Origin of the sequence: Mesorhizobium erdmanii USDA 3471 (assembly GCF_000472705.1) — a bacterium.
Lineage (GTDB): Bacteria > Pseudomonadota > Alphaproteobacteria > Rhizobiales > Rhizobiaceae > Mesorhizobium > Mesorhizobium erdmanii.
In genome coordinates, this window is sequence record NZ_AXAE01000029.1 from 65,549 (window position 1) to 83,464 (window position 17,916).

Consider the following 17,916-nt stretch of genomic DNA (forward strand, 5'->3'; position numbering starts at 1 on the left):
TGTCAAGCCAAGCGGGCTCTGCCTATGTCAGGCTGCCCTGCAGGACCCGAAGTTTGGCTTTCTTCGGCATGCGGGCGGTCAGCCACTCCAGCGCCTTGTCTTGCGGCATCGGGAAGGCGATGGAATAGCCCTGTACCTGGTCGCAGCCGATCGCCATCAGCGAGTCGAGTTCGGCCTCGGTTTCAGCACCCTCCGCGACAATGGAAATGCCGAGGCCGCGGGCAAGCTCGGTGATGGCGCGCACGATCTTCGAGTTGTCGCCATTCTCATGGATGTTCTGAACGAAGCGACGGTCGATCTTGAGCCGGTCGATCTCGTTAGGATTGACGTGGCTGAGCGATGCATAGCCGGTGCCGAAATCATCCAGTTCCAGATGCACGCCGGCGGCCCGGATGTGACGCAGCTTCGCCGCGATGCCTGTCTTCTCGTCGTCCAGGATGACGGATTCGACGATTTCCAGGGACAGTTTCTGCGGCGGCAGACCGGCCCTCTCCAGCGTCTCGAACAGAAACGCGTCGAAATCGTGCTCGCGCAGCTCGGTGCCCGAGACATTGACGGCAAGGCGTCCGAAGGCGATCCCGGCACGGTTCCACTCGGCGGCTTCGTTGATCGCCTTGCTGATCACGATGCGGCCGATCTCCGGCATGAAGCCGCATTTCTCGGCGACCGGAATGAACTCACCCGGCGAGATCATGCCGCGCTCGGGGTGGTTCCATCGCACCAGGGCTTCGATGCCGCTTATGCTACCGTTGGTCAGGGAGACCTGCGGCTGGAAGTAGACCTGGAACGCTTTTTCCGAGATGGCGACCTTGATGTCATGCTCGAGCTGCTTGCGGTAATCGAGCTCGCGGCGCAGCTCTTCCGAGAAAAACGAGAAGTTGCCGCCCCCCATCTTCTTGGCGGAATAGAGCGCCAGGTCGGCGTGGACGAGCAGGTCCTGCGCATTGTCGGCATCGATCGGATAGACGGCGATGCCGCCACTGGCGCCCGGAAGAATGGTGGTGCCCTGGAAGACGATCGGCTCGTTGATGTGCGCCAGGATGCGCCGCGCGAGCATGTTGATGTCTTCGGTGCTGCCCGCTCCGTTGAGGATCATCACGAATTCGTCGCCACCGAGCCGAGCGCACAGATCCGACGCCCGGCAGGAATCGCGCATGCGCTGTGCCGTGACGACCAGGACATAGTCGCCGGCGGCGTGGCCAAGCGTATCGTTGATCTGCTTGAAGCGGTCGAGGTCCAGCTGGACGACAGCCAGGCGTTCGCGCCGCCGGTGCGCGCCCTTGATCAGCGTCTCGAAATGGTCGGTCAGGAAGGTGCGGTTGTGCAGGCCGGTCAATCCGTCGTGAACAGCGATGAAGGCCATCGAATTGCGTGCCTCGACCAGTTCACGCGTCTTGCGCAGGATCGCGTTGGACATCGGCCTGAAGATGAACAGCGCCACCAGCAGGATGACGCCAAGGGTGGCGTAGAACAGCGTGCGGTGCAGGGCGAGCAGCTTTTCGGAACGTTCGTCGGCTTCGGCGCTGATGCGCTGGCCAAGTGCCGCATAGCCCGACAAGGTGGCGTTGGCGACCGAGGCATCGAGGTTGACGCGTTCGGCACCGCCTTTGTAGCCATCATTGTCGAGATTGAGTCGTGATTCCAGGGCTGAGATCAGGCGATCGCCATTGGCGATCAGTCCGACCGAGAAATAGTCGAGATGGAATGGCTTGGCGAAAAGCACGCTCTCGATCGACTTCGGATCGAGCCTGGCTGGCGATTGCGGATCCGCGCCGGTCTGCTTGAGCAGCAGATCGTAGTTGGTCTCGAACTCGGCCGTCGCCTGCTTGAGCGCGCTCACCAGCGCCGGCTGCTTGTCTCGCGAAGCTGCCCCCGTTTCACTGGCCAGGAAGACGATGCGCTGCGACAACGTCTTCTGCGTGCCGACGATATCGAGCAAGGTGTGGTTGTGTTGCTGCGTGGCCATCGTCTGCTGCAGCAGCACGAAGGAGGCCGCCACCATGGCGGCAATGATCAGCAGCGCCAGCCAGTAGCCGGCCTTGATCAGCAGAATAAGCTTGCCTGAAACGGTCTGCACCGGCTGCTGCGACATGTCGGGGGGCGGCCCTCTCGCCAACGGATTCCTGTATGAGCACCATTGAACTGCAAACGTTAACAGGACTGGAAACCGACAGCCGGCCGGCAAAGGGGAGCGGCTGAAAGATCGCGAAATGGTTATCGGCTCGTTGCGCCGCCGGCTCGTATTTGATCATTCATTGGTCGGTGTCTCTCCGGGTTGTCGCTTGGGCGACGCCGGTGGTGTCTCGATTGATGCTGTCCGGCCACCCGATCCGGTCGCTTTTGCGATGGATTTTTTGCGCGGGCGGGACGAAAGTCTGCCCACGTCAAACGAGGCCTGATCATGAGCGCAGCATTTCTCTCCCATATCGACGGCGAGCTTGCCGGGCTGAGATCCGCTGGCCTCTACAAGTCCGAGCGGGTGATTTCCTCGATGCAGTCAGCCGAGATCGAGGTCGGCGGCGAGAAAGTGCTGAATTTCTGCGCCAACAACTATCTTGGCCTCGCCGACAGCGCCGTGCTGCGCAAGGCGGCCACCCAGGCGCTCGACCGATACGGCTACGGCATGGCGTCGGTACGCTTCATCTGCGGCACGCAGGAGGAACACAAGGAACTCGAGGCGACGATCTCGTCCTTCCTCGGCTTCGAGGACACCATCCTCTACGGCTCCTGTTTCGACGCCAATGGCGGCCTGTTCGAGACGCTGCTGGGGGAGGAGGACGCCATCATCTCGGATGCGCTGAACCACGCCTCGATCATCGACGGTGTCAGGCTGTCGAAGGCCAAGCGCTTCCGCTACGCCAACAATGACATGGCCGATCTCGAGGCGCGGTTGAAGGAGGCGAAGGACTGCCGCTTCCGGCTGATCGCCACCGACGGCGTGTTTTCGATGGACGGTATCATCGCCAACCTCAAAGGGGTCTGCGACCTTGCCGACAAATACGATGCCATGGTCATGGTCGATGACAGCCATGCAGTTGGCTTCGTCGGCAAGAACGGCCGCGGCTCGGCCGAGCATTGCGGTGTCGAGGGCAGGGTGGACATCATCACCGGCACGCTCGGCAAGGCGCTTGGCGGCGCTTCCGGCGGCTACACGTCAGGCAAGCGGCAAGTGGTCGACTGGCTGCGCCAGCGCTCGCGGCCCTATCTCTTTTCCAACACGCTGATGCCGGCGATCGCCGGCGCCTCGATCAAGGTATTCGAGCTAGTCCGCAATGGCGACGCCTTGCGCGAACGCCTCTATGCGAATGCGGCGCGGTTCCGGGCGCAAATGGGCAAACTTGGCTTCACGCTGGCCGGGGCCGATCATCCGATCATTCCGGTGATGCTGGGCGAGGCGACGCTGGCGCAGGAGATGGCGGCGCGCATGCTGAAGCGCGGCATCTATGTCATCGGCTTCTCCTTCCCGGTGGTACCGAAGGGACAGGCGCGCATCCGCACGCAGATGTCGGCGGCGCATTCCAGCGCCGACATCGACCGTGCGGTTGATGCGTTTGGCGCGGTCGGCAGGGAACTGGGCGTCATTTCCTGAGCGGCTGGCGTCGAAAAGCGATTCCGGATCAAGAGATTCAAGGGACAAGAGAATGTCGAACATGATGAAGGCGTTGGTGAAGGCCAAGGCCGAACCGGGCATCTGGATGGAAGAGGTGCCGGTGCCGGAGATCGGCCCCAACGACGTGCTGATCAAGATCAGCAAGACCGCGATCTGCGGCACCGACGTCCACATCTACAATTGGGATCAGTGGGCGCAGAAGACGGTGCCGGTGCCGATGGTTACCGGCCACGAGTTCGTCGGCACTGTCGCCGATTTCGGCGCGGCGGTGACGGAGTACAAGGTCGGCCAGCGCGTCTCGGGCGAAGGCCACATCGTCTGCGGCCATTGCCGCAACTGCCGGGCCGGGCGAGGGCATCTGTGCCGCAACACGCTCGGCGTCGGCGTCAATAGGCCCGGCGCCTTCGGCGAGTATCTGGCGATCCCGCAGCACAACGTCGTGCCGATCCCCGACGACGTGCCCGACGACATCGCCGCGATCTTCGATCCCCTCGGTAACGCCGTCCACACGGCGTTGTCCTTCGATCTGGTCGGTGAGGACGTGCTGGTCACCGGCGCCGGACCGATCGGAATCATGGGCGCGCTGGTGGCGCAATGTGTCGGCGCGCGCAAGGTGGTCATCACCGACATTAACCCGGTGCGGCTGGCATTGGCCAAAAAGCTCGGCGTCCAGCATGTCGTCGACGCCTCGAAGGAAAGGCTGCGCGATGTCATGCCGGCGCTCGGTATGACCGAAGGTTTTGACGTTGGCCTCGAAATGTCGGGCGCCGCCCCCGCCTTCCGCGACATGATCGACACCATGAATAATGGTGGCAAGATCGCCATTCTCGGCATTGCGCCGACCGGCTTCGAGATCGACTGGAACAAGGTCATCTTCAAGATGCTACATCTCAAGGGCATCTACGGCCGCGAAATGTTCGAGACCTGGTACAAGATGATCGCGCTGGTGCAAGGCCCGCTGGACGTTTCCGGGCTGATCACACACCGCATCGGTATCGACGACTTCCAGACGGGCTTTGATGCGATGAGGAGCGGCAGTTCGGGCAAGGTGGTGATGGATTGGTAGACTGGTCCAGGCAACCCTAGCCAGGAGAAGCCTTAGAGCCGCCTGGTTTTCAGCCATCGCACTTGTCGCCAGGCGCGGCGCAGCGCAGTTGCGGCGGAGCCGATCGCGATGACAGCGAGCGCGAGCGTCAGGACCTCGTTGCGGCCATTCCAAAGAAATTCCACTGAAGACAGCAATGCAGCGATGGTTGCAGCGGCCATGCGATGCGGCTTGGCCATCGGGCCGGAGAAGTCGCTCGGTGCTTCGTTGGCCCGCCCCAGTTCCCGCACATAGGCGGTGAGAACCGAAAAACAGGCGGCTGCCCAGCCAAGGCCAGGCATGGCGATGCCGTAGCCTATTCCAACCATGATGGCGATGTCGGCGATCCTGTCCGGGAACTCGTTCCAGAACGGTCCATCGGCGGATGCTTTGCCGCCTTCCACGGCGACCATGCCGTCGAACAGGTTGCACAGCAGGCGAAGTTGGCAGAACAGCGCAGCGGCCAGCAAGAGCAGCAAACGCACCATGCCGTCGCTCTGCCCGCCAAGCCAGAAGGCGGTGCCGGCCAGCGCGCCGGCGAGGATACTGCCCTGCGAAATCTGGTTGGGGGTCACCGACAGTCCTGCGAGACGTCTGGCCGTTGCCTGGGCCCAGCGCGTGTCACGGCTTGCAAGGGGTCTGCGATCGCCTGTGTTCATCGCTGTCTCATCCTGGCGACCAGAAGTAACGCGTGAGGTGGAAGAAGATCGGAGCAGAGAACACCACTGAATCCAGCCGATCAATCAGGCCGCCATGGCCGTCTATCAGATGGCCCCAATCCTTGACGCCGCGGTCGCGTTTGATAGCCGACATCACGAGGCCGCCGAAAAAGCCCATCAACGTGATCAGGAAGGCCATCGCGCCGGCCTGAAGCGGAGAGAACGGCGTGATCCACCACAGACCGGCGCCGACGAGGCTGGCGCAGGCAACGCCGCCGAGGAAACCTTCAACAGTCTTGGACGGCGAAAGCCTTGGTGCGATCTTCGTGCGTCCGATCATCTTCCCCCAGATATATTGCAGCACATCGCTCAGCTGAACGACGATGACAAGGAAGGCTATCAAAAGCACGTTGCGACCCGCGTAGCCGGGAATGTGCAACGTCAGAAGAGCCGGCACGTGCGAGGCGCAAAAGACGCAGATCATCAGGGCCCATTGCACCTCCGCGATTCGAACCAGGAAGTGCTGCGTGTCGCCCCGCACCGCCGAGATGATGGGCATCAACAGGAAGGCGTAGACCGGGATGAAAACGGAAAAGATTTCGTAATTCTCGATCCAGAGCAGGACATATTGCAACGGCAGTACGACGAAGAACGCCGTGGCCAGCGCCCAGTGGTCGGCACGCCGCGTATTGGTCAGCGTCACGAACTCGCGAAGAGCGGCGAAGGAACAGAAGCCGAAAAGGAGCAGAACGCCGATACGCCCGGCGACGAATGCCATGGCGATGAGAATAGCCATCACCCACCAGGCATTGATGCGGGCGTTGAGGTTCTCAATGACCGAATTCGAGCCGTCTGGCGACAAGCGTCGCTCAAGGACATAGCCCACGAAAGAGGCCACGAGCAGAATCCCGCAGACGCCGAGCACGAGAACCATCATGTCGAATTGGGTTGAGCTCATTCAACAGCCTTTTTCGGCGCCAGCGCGAGTAGCGCTTCCCGTGCCCGCTCGAGAAACATATCCTTCTCCTCGCCATCAGCCAGGTGCATTGGTTCGCCGAATGTCACCGTGCAGATCAACGGGATAGGCACGAATTCCCCCTTCGGCATCACTCTGTTGAGATTGGCGATCCATACCGGTACCAATTCGAAGTCCGGATGCAATGCCGCCAAATGGAACAGGCCGGATTTGAATGGCTGCAAGGACGCATCGGACTGGTTGCGCGTGCCTTCCGGGAAGAGGATCAGCGAAGAGCCTTCCTTCATTGCCTCGCCCATACTCTCGACAGGATCCATCGTGCGTCCGTCGCGATTGCGATCGATCAGGACGCCATTGAAAACGTCACGCCCGATGAAGCTTCTGAGTCTTGATTTCAGCCAGTAGTCGGCGCCGGCTACGGGACGGACCCGCCGACGCAGGCGCGGCGGCAGAACAGCCCAGATCAGGATGAAATCCCCATGGCTGGAGTGGTTGGCAAAGAAGATCGAGCGACGGCGAGGTAGCCTGCCTTCGTGCCAGAACGGCCGCACAGCGGTGATCGCGCGGGCGAACAGCAAGACGACCACGGCCACCGGCTTCGCAATCAGCGACTTCATCCATCCCCCAATTCGTTCATGGATGATCCGCCAGCTGACAGCTGGCGAAAAACCCCTCCCCAGGACAAGCAGGATCGCGAGACCATAACTGCTTGTACGCGCTACCCCTTCCCAGCGGGCGTCTTATACTCCTCCGCCGACGGCCGCTGCCTCCTATCCAATGCGATTTCGAGCGACAAGACGCCTTTGACGATAGAGGCCCGTTCGTTGACGCTCAACTTTGCCAGCAAGGCCTGTTCGAACGCCTTCGCCAACGGTACCATCTCACGATAAGCGGCAAGGCCCGCTCTGGTAAGCGTCAAATGCTCGACGCGGCGGTCGTTCTCGCCAGGCGTCCGCGTCAGCCACCGTCGCCGTTCGAGCTCGGCCACTGCACGCGAAACCTTGGTCTTGTGCATGGCCGACTGTTCGCCAAGCTCTGTCGCCGTCATCGTGCCGCGCTGGCCGAGCCCGGAAAGCGTGCGCCATTCAGGCCGCGTCAGTCCATGACTGTCCTTGTAGATTCGGGAAAATTCGCGGCTCACATCGTCAGCCAGGCGATAGAGCCGATAGGGGAGGAAGTTTTCGAGTTCCAGGATTTCCGGTTGCATGGCCATTCATCGACAAATGCCGGCTCGCGGCATTGATAGTTACATTTTCGATGGTTACAAATGAAACCAATTTGGTCAAGCATTTCGCGAGGAGGAAGCGATGGCCTTTTCCTACATGCCGGGCTTCGGCAACGATTTTGAGACCGAAACCTTGCCCGGCTCGCTGCCGCAGGGGCGGAACTCGCCGCAGCGCCCGGCCTATGGCCTCTATGCCGAACAGCTTTCGGGCTCGCCTTTCACCGCCCCGCGCGGCACCAATGAACGCTCCTGGCTTTATCGCATCCGGCCGAGCGTCAAACACACTGGCCGCTTCAAGGCGGCGAACTATCCCTTGTGGAAGACCGCTCCCAATGTCGGCGACCACGAACTGGCGCTGGGCCAGTATCGCTGGAACCCGGTGCCGATGCCGAAAGAGCCGACCGACTTCATCGCCGGCATGCGGACGATAACAACCGCCGGCGACGTGCTCGGGCAGAGCGGCATGGCCGCCCATGTCTACGTCGCCAACACATCGATGGTCGACGATCATTTCTTCAATGCCGACGGCGAGTTGCTTGTGGTGCCGCAGGTCGGCGCCTTGCGCATGGTTACCGAAATGGGCGTCATCGAGCTTCGGCCCGGCGAGATCGCCGTTTTGCCGCGCGGCCTTGTCTTCAAGGTCGAACTGATCGACAGCCAAGTGCGCGGCTATGTCTGCGAGAACTACGGCGCCAAGCTGACCTTGCCCGACCGCGGCCCGATCGGTGCCAATTGCCTGGCCAACCCGCGCGACTTCAAGACGCCCTGCGCCTGGTTCGAGGAGAAGGAAACGCCCTGCCGGCTGGTGGTGAAATGGTGCGGCAATTTCCATCTCACCGAGATTGGACACTCGCCACTCGATGTCGTCGCCTGGCATGGCAATTACGCGCCCTACAAATATGATCTGGCGACGTTTTCGCCCGTCGGTGCCATTCTGTTCGACCACCCCGATCCGTCGATCTTCACCGTGCTCACCGCGCCAAGTGGCGAGGAGGGCACCGCCAACATCGACTTCGTCATCTTCCCGCCGCGCTGGCTGGTGGCCGAAGATACGTTCCGCCCCCCCTGGTACCACCGCAACATAATGAGCGAGTTCATGGGGCTGATCCACGGCCAGTACGATGCAAAGCAAGAGGGGTTCGTGCCTGGCGGCATCAGCCTGCACAATCTCATGCTGGCCCACGGTCCGGATGCCCCTGGCTTCGAAAAGGCCTCGCGCGCGGAGCTGAAACCGGTCAAGCTCGACAACACCATGGCCTTCATGTTCGAGACGCGTTTCCCGCAGATGCTGACCCGATACGGCGCCGAACTGGAAACCCGGCAGGACAATTACATCGACTGCTGGTCCGATCTGAAGAAGCGCTTCAACGGCACGCCCGAGGGCGACTGGTCTTGAGCGGCAAGCCAATGCCGGACCGGTTGGTGCTGTTGGGCTCGAAGGGCGGCCCGGCGCTGCGGCCGGGCGGGCCGTGGCCGAGTTCATCGCTGCTCGAGATCGGTGGGCGGTGCATCATTGTCGACTGCGGACTTGGCGTGACACGCGGCGTGGTCGATGCCGGCATCAGCCTGAAGGCGCTGGACCTGATCTTCATCACGCATCTGCATTCCGACCATGTGCTGGAACTGGGCCCTTTGCTGCACACCGCCTGGACGGCGGGTCTGGCGGCGCCGGTTGCAGTATTCGGCCCGCCTGGCACCGGCCACTATTGGCGGCGCTTCTGCCAGGCGATGGAATTCGACATCGAGATACGCATCGTCGACGAGGGCCGGCCTGATATTCGCGAACTGGTTTCGATCAGCGAATTCGGCGAAGGCGAGGTTGTCGAGCAGCGTGGCCTGAAAGTGATGGCGCTGCGCGTCGATCATCCGCCAGTGACCGACTGCTTTGCCCTGCGCTTCGACCATGGCGGCAAAAGCGTGGTCTTTTCAGCCGATACGGCTTTCTTTCCACCGCTCGCCGAGTTCACCGCCGGGGCTGACATTCTCGTCCATGAAGCCATGCTGGAAGAAGGCATCGAAAGGCTGGTCGCCAAGACCGGCAATGGCGCGCGGCTCAGAGAACATCTGCTTGCCAGCCACAGCTTTGCCGAAGAGGCAGGGCGCATTGCCAGGGATGGCGGCGCGAAGAGACTGGTGCTCAACCACCTCATTCCCGCCGACGATCCCGGGATCGGCGAGGCGGATTGGATCGCTGCTGTCAGGAAAACATGGGCCGGCGACTTGACGATCGCCCGCGACGGCCTTGTTGTGGAGCTAGCATGATCCCGAACCGAAGGACCACTTCAGCGAAAAGTGGGAACCGGTTTTCTCGAACAAACGGTTCCGTTTGTTCGGAGATCATTCGCAAGACAAAAAGCAAAGCGGTGCCAAAGCCGCATCAGGAGGGAGACGCATGAAGCTTGCCACATTGAAGGACGGGACACGCGACGGAAAGCTCGTTGTCGTCTCGCGCGACCTGACGCAGTACACCGACGCCTCGTTCCTGGCACGCACGCTGCAGGCCGCACTCGACGACTGGCGCAGGATCTCGCCGCATCTCGCGACCATAGCGGAATCGCTGGAGAACAATGCGGTGCCGTCGGCTCGCTTCCACGAACACGATGCGCATTCGCCGCTGCCGCGCGCCTATCAATGGGCTGACGGATCGGCCTATGTGAACCATGTCGAACTGGTGCGCAAAGCACGCGGCGTCGAGATGCCGGCGAGCTTCTGGACCGATCCGCTGATCTACCAGGGTGGCTCGGATTCATTCGTTGCGCCGCGCGATCCCATCCGCATGGCGGACGAAGCCTTCGGCATCGACATGGAGGCCGAAGTGGCCGTCATCGTCGACGACGTGCCTATGGGCGCCAGCCTCGATGAGGCCCGCGCCGCGATCCGGCTGGTCATGCTGGTCAATGACGTGACGCTGCGTGCACTCACCGGGCCGGAACTGGCCAAGGGCTTCGGCTTCTTCCAGTCGAAACCGTCCTCCGCCTTCTCTCCCGTTGCTGTAACTCCAGATGAACTGGGCCATGCCTGGGATGGCGGAAAAGTCAGTCTGCCGCTGCTTGCCGATCTCAACGGCAAACCCTTTGGCCGCGCCAATGCCGGCATTGACATGACCTTCGATTTTCCGGCGCTCATCGCGCACGCCGCCCGGACAAGGCCGCTGGTATCAGGCACGATTATCGGCTCCGGCACGGTCTCCAACAAGCTCGACGGCGGCCCGGGCAAGCCGGTCTCGGCAGGCGGCGCAGGCTATTCCTGCATTGCGGAATTGCGCATGATCGAGACCATCGAGTCAGGCGAACCCAAGACGCCGTTTCTGCGCTTTGGCGATACGGTGCGCATCGAGATGAAGGATAGATCAGGCCATTCGATCTTCGGCGCCATCGAGCAGAAGGTCGAGAAATACCAGGCATAACGGGGGGAAACCTAATGACGAGCGGGGCCTTCTATCCGTTAGCGGGCGTCTGGCCCATTGCCATGCTGGCCGTCTTCATCCTGGCCATCCATCTGAGCTGCGGCATCGAGGCGCGCTCACCCGGTCTCCCCAACCGCGGCGGCGACCCGCGCAAGGCGATGATATTCCACACCATCACCAACACGAATGTGGTGCGGGATGAGGAGACGCAGGCCGTGCGTCGGCGCATGAACTGGCTGTTGCTGGTTGCATCTGGTGCGGTCAGGGGGATGACGAGATGAATCTGCTTGATCATCTGCGCCGCATGGCCGGTAACAATCTCTGGTCGAACGATCGGCTCTATCGTGCCGTGCTCGCGCTCGAGCCCGGCGAATTCGAAGCCGAGCGCACCAGTTTCTTCCCATCGATCAAGGAGACGCTCAACCACGTTCTGGCGGTCGACTATCTCTATCTCGATTTTCTCGAAGAGGGCGGCGTCGGTGCCGCTGCCTTTGACGATTTCGTGCCGATCGACGGACCCCATGCGCTTTTTGCCGCCCAGGTCGCGGCCGACCGGCGGCTGATCGCCTTTTGCGACAAGCTCTCAGAGGCCGATCTTGACCGCCGCGTCGTCACCGATCGTCGCGAGGACAGCATGATTCCGGAAAGGATCGGCGACATCCTCGCCCATGTCTTCCTGCACGACATCCACCATCGCGGCCAGGTGCACGCGATGCTGTCCGGCACATCGGTCGCGCCACCGCAGCTGGATGAATTCCTACTCGATTATGATTTGAAGCTGAGGGAGAAAGAGGTCGAGCGGCTGGGGCTCAAAATTTGACATCGAGGCATGGCCCGCGAAAGGGCCACGCTCAAACCCGCCCGACCTGAACTTTATTCTGCCGCTTGAACCTTGATCACCCCACGCTTGATCTGGTCCTGCTCGATCGATTCGAACAGCGCGCGGAAATTGCCTTCGCCAAAGCCTTCGTCGCCCTTGCGCTGGATGAATTCGAAGAAGATCGGCCCGATCACGGTTTTCGAAAAGACCTGCAAAAGAATCTTTGTCATGCCGCCGTCAATCACGCCTTCACCGTCGATCAGGATGCCGTGCTTCTTCATCCGCTCGATCGGCTCGTCATGGCCGTTCACACGGGCATACGACATGTCGTAATACGTCTCCGGCGGGCCGGGCATGAACTTCAGCCCGTTGGCAGCGAGCTTGTCGGTGGCGGCGTAGATATCGTCGGTGCCGACCGCAATGTGCTGGATGCCCTCGCCATTGTACTTCTTCAGATATTCGGCGATCTGGCTGGTCTCGTCCTTGGATTCGTTCAGCGGAATGCGGATCTTGCCGCAGGGCGAGGTGATGGCGCGGCTGACCAGCCCGGTGATCTTGCCGTCAATGTCGAAGAAATGGATCTGCTTGAAGCCGAACAGGTTGCGGTAGAAATCCCACCACTTGTCCATCTGGCCGCGGTAGACGTTGTGGGTGAGGTGGTCGAGGAAATAGAAGCCGACGCCTTGCGGCCGCGGGTCGCGTGCACCAAGCCATTCGAACTCGGCATCGTAAGCCGAGCCCTTCTTGCCGTAGCTGTCGATGAAATAGAGCAACGAACCACCGATGCCGACGATGGCCGGCACGTCGATCGCCTTGTCGCCACCTTGGTAAGGCGTGGCGCCTTTTGCGACGGCGTGGTCGAATGCATGCTTGGCATCGACCACCCGCCAGGCCATCGAGGCGGCGCACGGGCCGTGCTTGTCGGCGAACTTCATCGCGTGCGAGCCCGGCTCGGCGTTGACGACATAATTGATGTCGCCCTGACGCCAGACGGTGATGTCTTTCGTGCGATGCCTGGCCACCGCCACATAACCCATGCGGGTGAACAGTTCGGCGAGCTTTTGCGGCTCCGGATGCGCGAATTCGACGAACTCGAAACCGTCGGTGCCGGCGGGATTGTCCTTGCTGATCCTGGCGGGCGGGGCGTCGTGCGGGAAGGGACCCATGATAATCCTCCAAAGCTGGCTTGGCCTGAAAGGCCCATCTGACGCCATCATAGCGCGGAGGCGCTGCATGGTGCTTGCATTCAAACGCTTGAAATGGTCATCTCATGCGCAAAGCATGCATGCTGAGAGAGAAAACCATGGATGAGACGCGCATTGACCAGTTTGACCGCAAGATAATGGCGCTTCTGCAGGGGGATGCGCGGCTGACCAACAACGATCTCTCGGAGCGGGTGAACCTGTCGGCATCGCAATGCTCGCGCCGCCGCCAGCGGTTGGAGGAAGACGGCTACATCAAGGGCTATCGCGCCGTGCTCGACCGCGACAGGCTCGGTTTCTCGCTGGTCAACGTCATCTCGGTGACCTTGGCCACCCACAACCGCGACAATGCGCGACGCTTCGGCGAATTGGTGGCGCGACTGCCGGAAGTCCAGGAGGCGCACGCGCTGACCGGCGAGATGGACTACATCCTGAAGGTGGTGACGCCCGATCTGAAGTCGCTGTCGGAGTTCGTCAACGGCGTGCTGCTGCCGCACGAATCCGTGCAGCATGTGAAGACGGCGATCGTGCTGGAGACGCTGAAGGAAACTGGCGCGCTGCCGATTTGATTGTAGATACAGGATACGACATGGAAAGAAAATCAACGCGACACTATATGTTGTTGTCTCTATCGATATCTGCCGGTATATTGGCGACGATCCTCGTCGCCGTTTACCTTATACCAAAATCCATCTATATTTTTCCTCCAATTGCTATAGTGATCGGATACATAAAGCCGATTGGTGCGAGAATTTCCTTTAGAAATGTGATGGCGTCTTTTGTGTACCTTATAATAGGAAGCTTCTTTGCATATCTGGTGGCAGAGGGAAATGATGCTGCACGGGGAACGTTAATCAGTCTATTTATGACGTTGCTCTACTTTGAATCCATCAAAGGTAGAGGTGCACGGAGTTGAATCGGCCAGTCGCATTGGAGTTGCTCTGGCTCTTCAACCCTTCGACTGCTGGATCAGTCCGTACAGGTTCGTGCAGCGTGCCCCAGAGCGGCAATAGGCGAAGACCGGGCCTTCGAGGGCGTCGAGCGCCTCGGCCTGGTCTTCGACATTCTCGGCGGTGATCTGGCCGCTGATGACGGGGATGTAGCGGAAGGCGAGGCCGGCGGCTTCGACCGCCGACCCAATGCTTTTGGCCGAAGGTTGGCCGGGCTGCTCATCGTCCGGCCGGTTGCAGATGACGCTCTTGAAGCCGGCGTCCTTGATGGCGGCGACATCTTCGGGCTGAATCTGGCCGGAGACCGAATAGTCCTCGCTGATTTCGCGGTATTCCATGGCAGCATCCTCGCAATCTGGTTTGTCGAGGAGTCTTGCCACTCTCCGGCAGAACCGGCAACACCCGTCAGGTAAAATCCGGCCGGGCTTTTACCAGCCCGGACCGGATGGAATGAGCCAATCAGCTGCCGAGGATCGCACCTTTGATCTGACGGATGTTGTTGTGCATCATGTCGATATAGGTCGAGCCCGGGCCATCGGGCTGCGACAGCGCATCCGAATAGAGCGTGCCGCCCACCTTGATGCCGGTCTCGCTGGCGATCTGTTCGATCAGGCGCGGGTTGGTGATGTTTTCCACGAAGATGGCCGCGGCCTTGTCCTGCTTGACCTGCTCGACCAGTTTGGCGACATCGGCGGCCGACGGTTCGGAATCGGTCGAAATGCCTTGCGGGGCGAGGAAGGTCAGGCCGTATTCGTGTTCGAAATAGCCAAAGGCGTCGTGCGAGGTGATGACGACGCGCTTGGCTTCCGGAATTGACTGGATCGCGGCCTTCACTTCGCCTTCCAGCGCGTCGAGCTTCTTGGTGTAGGCGGCGGCATTGGTCTGGTAGCTGACGCAGCCCTCGGAATCAGCGGCGCAGAACGCCTCGGCGATGTTCTTCACATAGATCTTGGCATTGGCGATCGACTGGAAGGCGTGCGGATCGGTGACCGTCTTGCCGCCGCCGGTGCCTTCGGCCGCGTCGGCGTCGGCGAATTCAGGTTTGAAGTCGATCGGCGTCACGCCCTTGGTCAAGGTGATGATCGAGGCCTTGGTGGCGCTGGCATCGACCAACCGCTGCAAAAAGCCTTCGAAATGCAGGCCGTTGACCAGCACGATGTCGGCCTTGGCCATGGCGACCGCGTCGGCCGGGCTCGGCTCATAGACATGGGCGTCGCCATCCGGTCCGACGATGGTCGTCACATCGATGCGGTCGCCGCCGACATTTCTGGCGAAATCGGCAATGACGGTGAAGCTGGCGACCACTTTCAGCGGCGCCGCGAAGGCCGATGACGCGCCAAAGGCACTTAATGTTATAACGCTCATGGCTAGGGCGGCACGGATCGATTTCAGCATGGGTCAGGTCTCCTTTGGGGGCGGGGATCAGGCCGTTCTGTGACGGTTATGGATAATGCGCGCGCGCAGAATGCCGCGCGTGCCGAATAGGATCGAGGCGAAGTAAACGACGCCGGCCGACAGGATGATGGCCGGACCGGACGGCAGCGAGGCGTGGTAGGACAAAAGCAGCCCGGCGATGCAGGAGGCAAAACCGATCAGCACGGCCAGCACGCACATCGGCTCGACACGCACGGTCCAAAAGCGGGCGGCGGCCGCCGGCAGCATCATCAATCCGACCGACAGAAGCGTGCCGAGCGCCTGAAAACCGCCGACGAGATTGAGCACGACGAGGCCAAGGAAGATGAAATGCACCGGGCTGCCCATCTTGCTGACCGAACGCAGGAACAGCGGATCGAGGCATTCGGCGACCAGCGCCCGCCAGAAGATGGCGAGGCTGACCAGCGTCACCGCGACGATGCCGCCAATCAGGATCAGCGCCTCGTTGTTGAGCGCCAGCACCGTGCCGAACAGCACATGCATGAGATCGACGCTGGAACCGCGGATCGACACCATAAGCACGCCGATGGCGAGCGAAATCAGATAGAAGGCCGCCATCGAGGCGTCCTCGCGCTGGATGGTGAAGCGCGAGACGGCACCGGCGCCGAGCGCCACGATGATGCCGGCGACCAGGCCGCCAATGGTCATCGGCAGGATTTCCAGCCCGTAGAACAGGAAGCCGGCGGCGGCGCCCGGCAGGATGGCATGCGCCATGGCGTCACCCGACAGGCTCATGCGCCTCAGCATCAGGAAGACGCCGATCGGGCAGGCGCCGAGCGACAGCATCAGCGAGCCGAAAAGCGCCCGCTGCATGAAGCCGAAATCGGCGAAGGGCGCGATGAAAAGACCGTACAGCGCGTCCATCAGGCAGCCCTCGGGCCGGCGCTATGGTCGTGATCGTGGCCTTCATGATCATGCCCGTTATGATCGTGGCCATGGGCATGATCATGAGCGTGCTCGTCCGGCTCGCACCAGGGAGCGTTTTCCTCCCAGGCTTCGTGAAAACGACGGGCGCGCAACAGGTTTTCCGGCTTCAGCGTCTCCCGCGTCTCGCCCCAGGCGACCGGCTGGCGGGCCAGAAGCAGCGTCTCCGGAAAATTCTGGCGCACGAGATCAAGATCATGGACGACGACCATGATGGTGCGCTCCTCGCCGTGCCAGCGCTTGATGAGCGCGATCAGGTCGCCGACCGTCTTGGCATCGACCGCGTTGAACGGCTCGTCGAGCAGGATCAGATCGGCATCCTGCAAGAGCACGCGGGCAAACAGCGTGCGCTGCAACTGGCCGCCCGACAGCGTGTCGATGGGCCGCTTCTCGAAGCCGCCAAGGCCGACCGCCATCAGCGCCTGGCTGACTGCCGCGCGATCTTCAGCCGTGTAGCGGCCGAGCATACCGCGCTTCGGCCACAGGCCGAGCGAGACGAGGTCGACGACGCGGGCCGGGAAAGAGCGGTCGAGTTCCGATTGTTGCGGCAGGTAGGCGGCGCGCACGCCAGGCGCCCGAACAACCTCGCCGGCCATCGGCTTCAGCACGCCGACAATGCCCTTCATCAGTGTTGACTTGCCCGACCCGTTGGCGCCGACCACGGCGGTCAACGAACCCTTGCGGATCGCGCCGTCGAGATGGTGGATCGCCGGGTGGCTGCCGTAGCCCAGCGTCAGATCACGGAATGTCAGGCAGGTCTGGGTCATGTCGTTCCGAGGGGGCCGCGAAACCAACGGCGGGCAGGGGTCGATTGGATATGTGATGTTATTACATTAGTCAACAAGCCAATCGGGCGGAATTACGACCGGCGGCTCAACTTGCCGCGAGTCACTTGCACACTGGTCCAAGGGGATTTGGCCCCGGCGGCCTTGCCCGATGCGAACCGCGACTCTAAACAGGCGCCACACATAACAGGAAGGAAATCTCCCATGAGCATTCGTCGTATCGATGTTGGCCCGCGCATGAGCCAGATCGTCATCCATGGCAACACCGTCTATCTGGCCGGCCAGGTCGGCGAGCCCGGCGGCAATGTCGCGTCGCAGACCCGGGATATCCTGACGACCATCGACGAATTGCTGGCCAAGGCCGGTACCGACAAGACCAAGATCGTTCAGGCGATCATCTGGCTGGCCGACATGGGAACCTTCGCCGAGATGAATTCGGAATGGGACAAGTGGGTGCCGAAGGGCCACACCCCCGCCCGCGCCACCGGCGAAGCCAAGCTCGCCGGCCCGGAATATCTGGTCGAGATTATTATCACGGCAGCGATCTAAAGCGCGGCGCCGGAACTGCCAATCTCCCCCCGAGGGGCAGGGGAATCGCATATGGCGATTTTGCGCTTGAAGTTGGTGTGAGAAGGGATTCTTTGGGAAGGCAGTCCACTGAGGAGTGACTGCCATTTCCAGCCTTGAGAGCTATTTCGGCTCGGTTCCTGATCCGCGTGCTGCCAACGCCACGCACCGGCTCGGTGATCTGATCGTGATGATGATCGCGGCGAGCCTGTGCGGCGCGACCAATGCGACGGAGTTCTCGCTGTTCGCGCAAGAGCGCAAGCAAGCGCTGTCG

Annotated in this window: 20 protein-coding genes; 10 read left to right on the top strand and 10 right to left on the bottom strand. The window is 61.5% G+C overall.

The features are described from left to right. Positions 1 to 22: 22 nt before the first annotated feature. Positions 23 to 2,092, bottom strand: a complete 2,070-nt coding sequence (locus A3AU_RS0123015) for a putative bifunctional diguanylate cyclase/phosphodiesterase (protein WP_027054975.1) — start codon at positions 2,090 to 2,092, stop codon at positions 23 to 25. Between the two features lie 309 nt (positions 2,093 to 2,401). Between A3AU_RS0123015 and A3AU_RS0123020 the strand changes: the two genes are divergently transcribed. Together A3AU_RS0123020 and tdh are read left to right on the top strand one after the other, a co-directional pair. Next, the gene (locus A3AU_RS0123020) at positions 2,402 to 3,589 is read left to right on the top strand and encodes a glycine C-acetyltransferase (protein WP_027054976.1); all 1,188 of its coding nucleotides are present in this window, start codon (positions 2,402 to 2,404) and stop codon (positions 3,587 to 3,589) included. A 52-nt stretch (positions 3,590 to 3,641) separates the two neighbouring features. Further along, positions 3,642 to 4,676, top strand: a complete 1,035-nt coding sequence (gene tdh / locus A3AU_RS0123025; protein WP_027054977.1) for an L-threonine 3-dehydrogenase — start codon at positions 3,642 to 3,644, stop codon at positions 4,674 to 4,676. A gap of 32 nt (positions 4,677 to 4,708) precedes the next feature. On the opposite strand, the gene A3AU_RS0123030 is transcribed toward tdh, so the two are convergent. From A3AU_RS0123030 to A3AU_RS01000000135910, 4 genes are all read right to left on the bottom strand, one after another. After that, positions 4,709 to 5,353, bottom strand: coding sequence for a CDP-alcohol phosphatidyltransferase family protein (locus A3AU_RS0123030; RefSeq protein ID WP_027054978.1), 645 nt, complete (start codon positions 5,351 to 5,353; stop codon positions 4,709 to 4,711). A 7-nt stretch (positions 5,354 to 5,360) separates the two neighbouring features. Further along, entirely contained in the window at positions 5,361 to 6,311 is a 951-nt protein-coding gene (locus A3AU_RS0123035) for a phosphatidate cytidylyltransferase (RefSeq protein WP_027054979.1), read from the bottom strand. Next, complete coding sequence (locus tag A3AU_RS0123040) at positions 6,308 to 6,946, bottom strand: lysophospholipid acyltransferase family protein (RefSeq protein WP_027054980.1); 639 nt, start codon at positions 6,944 to 6,946, stop codon at positions 6,308 to 6,310. The genes A3AU_RS0123035 and A3AU_RS0123040 overlap by 4 nt, the downstream gene beginning before the upstream one ends. 101 nt (positions 6,947 to 7,047) lie before the next feature. Next, on the bottom strand, positions 7,048 to 7,536 hold the full coding sequence (locus A3AU_RS01000000135910) for a MarR family winged helix-turn-helix transcriptional regulator (RefSeq protein ID WP_051355444.1): 489 nt from the start codon (positions 7,534 to 7,536) through the stop codon (positions 7,048 to 7,050). Positions 7,537 to 7,636: 100 nt separating this feature from the next. Between A3AU_RS01000000135910 and hmgA the strand changes: the two genes are divergently transcribed. From hmgA to A3AU_RS0123070, 5 genes are all read left to right on the top strand, one after another. Continuing rightward, complete coding sequence (hmgA, locus tag A3AU_RS0123050; RefSeq protein ID WP_027054981.1) at positions 7,637 to 8,950, top strand: homogentisate 1,2-dioxygenase; 1,314 nt, start codon at positions 7,637 to 7,639, stop codon at positions 8,948 to 8,950. Between the two features lie 11 nt (positions 8,951 to 8,961). Next, positions 8,962 to 9,816, top strand: a complete 855-nt coding sequence (locus A3AU_RS0123055) for an MBL fold metallo-hydrolase (RefSeq protein ID WP_027054982.1) — start codon at positions 8,962 to 8,964, stop codon at positions 9,814 to 9,816. A 130-nt stretch (positions 9,817 to 9,946) separates the two neighbouring features. Further along, positions 9,947 to 10,960: a fumarylacetoacetate hydrolase family protein gene (locus A3AU_RS0123060; protein ID WP_027054983.1), complete on the top strand. Its 1,014-nt coding sequence runs from the start codon at positions 9,947 to 9,949 to the stop codon at positions 10,958 to 10,960. 14 nt (positions 10,961 to 10,974) lie between these two features. Next, entirely contained in the window at positions 10,975 to 11,241 is a 267-nt protein-coding gene (locus A3AU_RS0123065; RefSeq protein WP_027054984.1) for a hypothetical protein, read from the top strand. Beyond that, positions 11,238 to 11,780, top strand: a complete 543-nt coding sequence (locus A3AU_RS0123070) for a DinB family protein (RefSeq protein ID WP_027054985.1) — start codon at positions 11,238 to 11,240, stop codon at positions 11,778 to 11,780. The genes A3AU_RS0123065 and A3AU_RS0123070 overlap by 4 nt, the downstream gene beginning before the upstream one ends. Before the next feature lie 53 nt (positions 11,781 to 11,833). Here A3AU_RS0123070 and hppD read toward each other — a convergent pair whose 3' ends face one another. Continuing rightward, on the bottom strand, positions 11,834 to 12,946 hold the full coding sequence (gene hppD / locus A3AU_RS0123075) for a 4-hydroxyphenylpyruvate dioxygenase (protein WP_027054986.1): 1,113 nt from the start codon (positions 12,944 to 12,946) through the stop codon (positions 11,834 to 11,836). A 137-nt stretch (positions 12,947 to 13,083) separates the two neighbouring features. On the opposite strand from hppD, the gene A3AU_RS0123080 reads away from it, so the two are divergent. Continuing rightward, positions 13,084 to 13,551, top strand: a complete 468-nt coding sequence (locus A3AU_RS0123080; RefSeq protein ID WP_027054987.1) for an Lrp/AsnC family transcriptional regulator — start codon at positions 13,084 to 13,086, stop codon at positions 13,549 to 13,551. 380 nt (positions 13,552 to 13,931) lie between these two features. Here the strand turns inward: A3AU_RS0123080 and A3AU_RS0123085 are convergent, their stop codons facing one another. From A3AU_RS0123085 to aztA, 4 genes are all read right to left on the bottom strand, one after another. Next, positions 13,932 to 14,270, bottom strand: a complete 339-nt coding sequence (locus A3AU_RS0123085) for a protein tyrosine phosphatase family protein (RefSeq protein WP_027054988.1) — start codon at positions 14,268 to 14,270, stop codon at positions 13,932 to 13,934. Between the two features lie 121 nt (positions 14,271 to 14,391). After that, the gene (aztC, locus tag A3AU_RS0123090) at positions 14,392 to 15,327 is read right to left on the bottom strand and encodes a zinc ABC transporter substrate-binding protein AztC (protein WP_027054989.1); all 936 of its coding nucleotides are present in this window, start codon (positions 15,325 to 15,327) and stop codon (positions 14,392 to 14,394) included. Between the two features lie 27 nt (positions 15,328 to 15,354). Beyond that, positions 15,355 to 16,230 carry a zinc ABC transporter permease AztB gene (aztB, locus tag A3AU_RS0123095; protein ID WP_027054990.1) on the bottom strand — a complete coding sequence of 292 codons (876 nt, stop codon included), beginning with the start codon at positions 16,228 to 16,230 and terminating at the stop codon, positions 15,355 to 15,357. After that, positions 16,230 to 17,057 carry a zinc ABC transporter ATP-binding protein AztA gene (gene aztA, locus A3AU_RS0123100; RefSeq protein WP_027054991.1) on the bottom strand — a complete coding sequence of 276 codons (828 nt, stop codon included), beginning with the start codon at positions 17,055 to 17,057 and terminating at the stop codon, positions 16,230 to 16,232. The genes aztB and aztA overlap by 1 nt, the downstream gene beginning before the upstream one ends. A gap of 222 nt (positions 17,058 to 17,279) precedes the next feature. Between aztA and A3AU_RS0123105 the strand changes: the two genes are divergently transcribed. After that, positions 17,280 to 17,624, top strand: a complete 345-nt coding sequence (locus A3AU_RS0123105; protein WP_027054992.1) for a RidA family protein — start codon at positions 17,280 to 17,282, stop codon at positions 17,622 to 17,624. Positions 17,625 to 17,739: 115 nt separating this feature from the next. Further along, positions 17,740 to 17,916: transposase family protein (locus tag A3AU_RS1000000138225; protein ID WP_245235398.1), on the top strand; the 177-nt coding region annotated here is incomplete at its 3' end.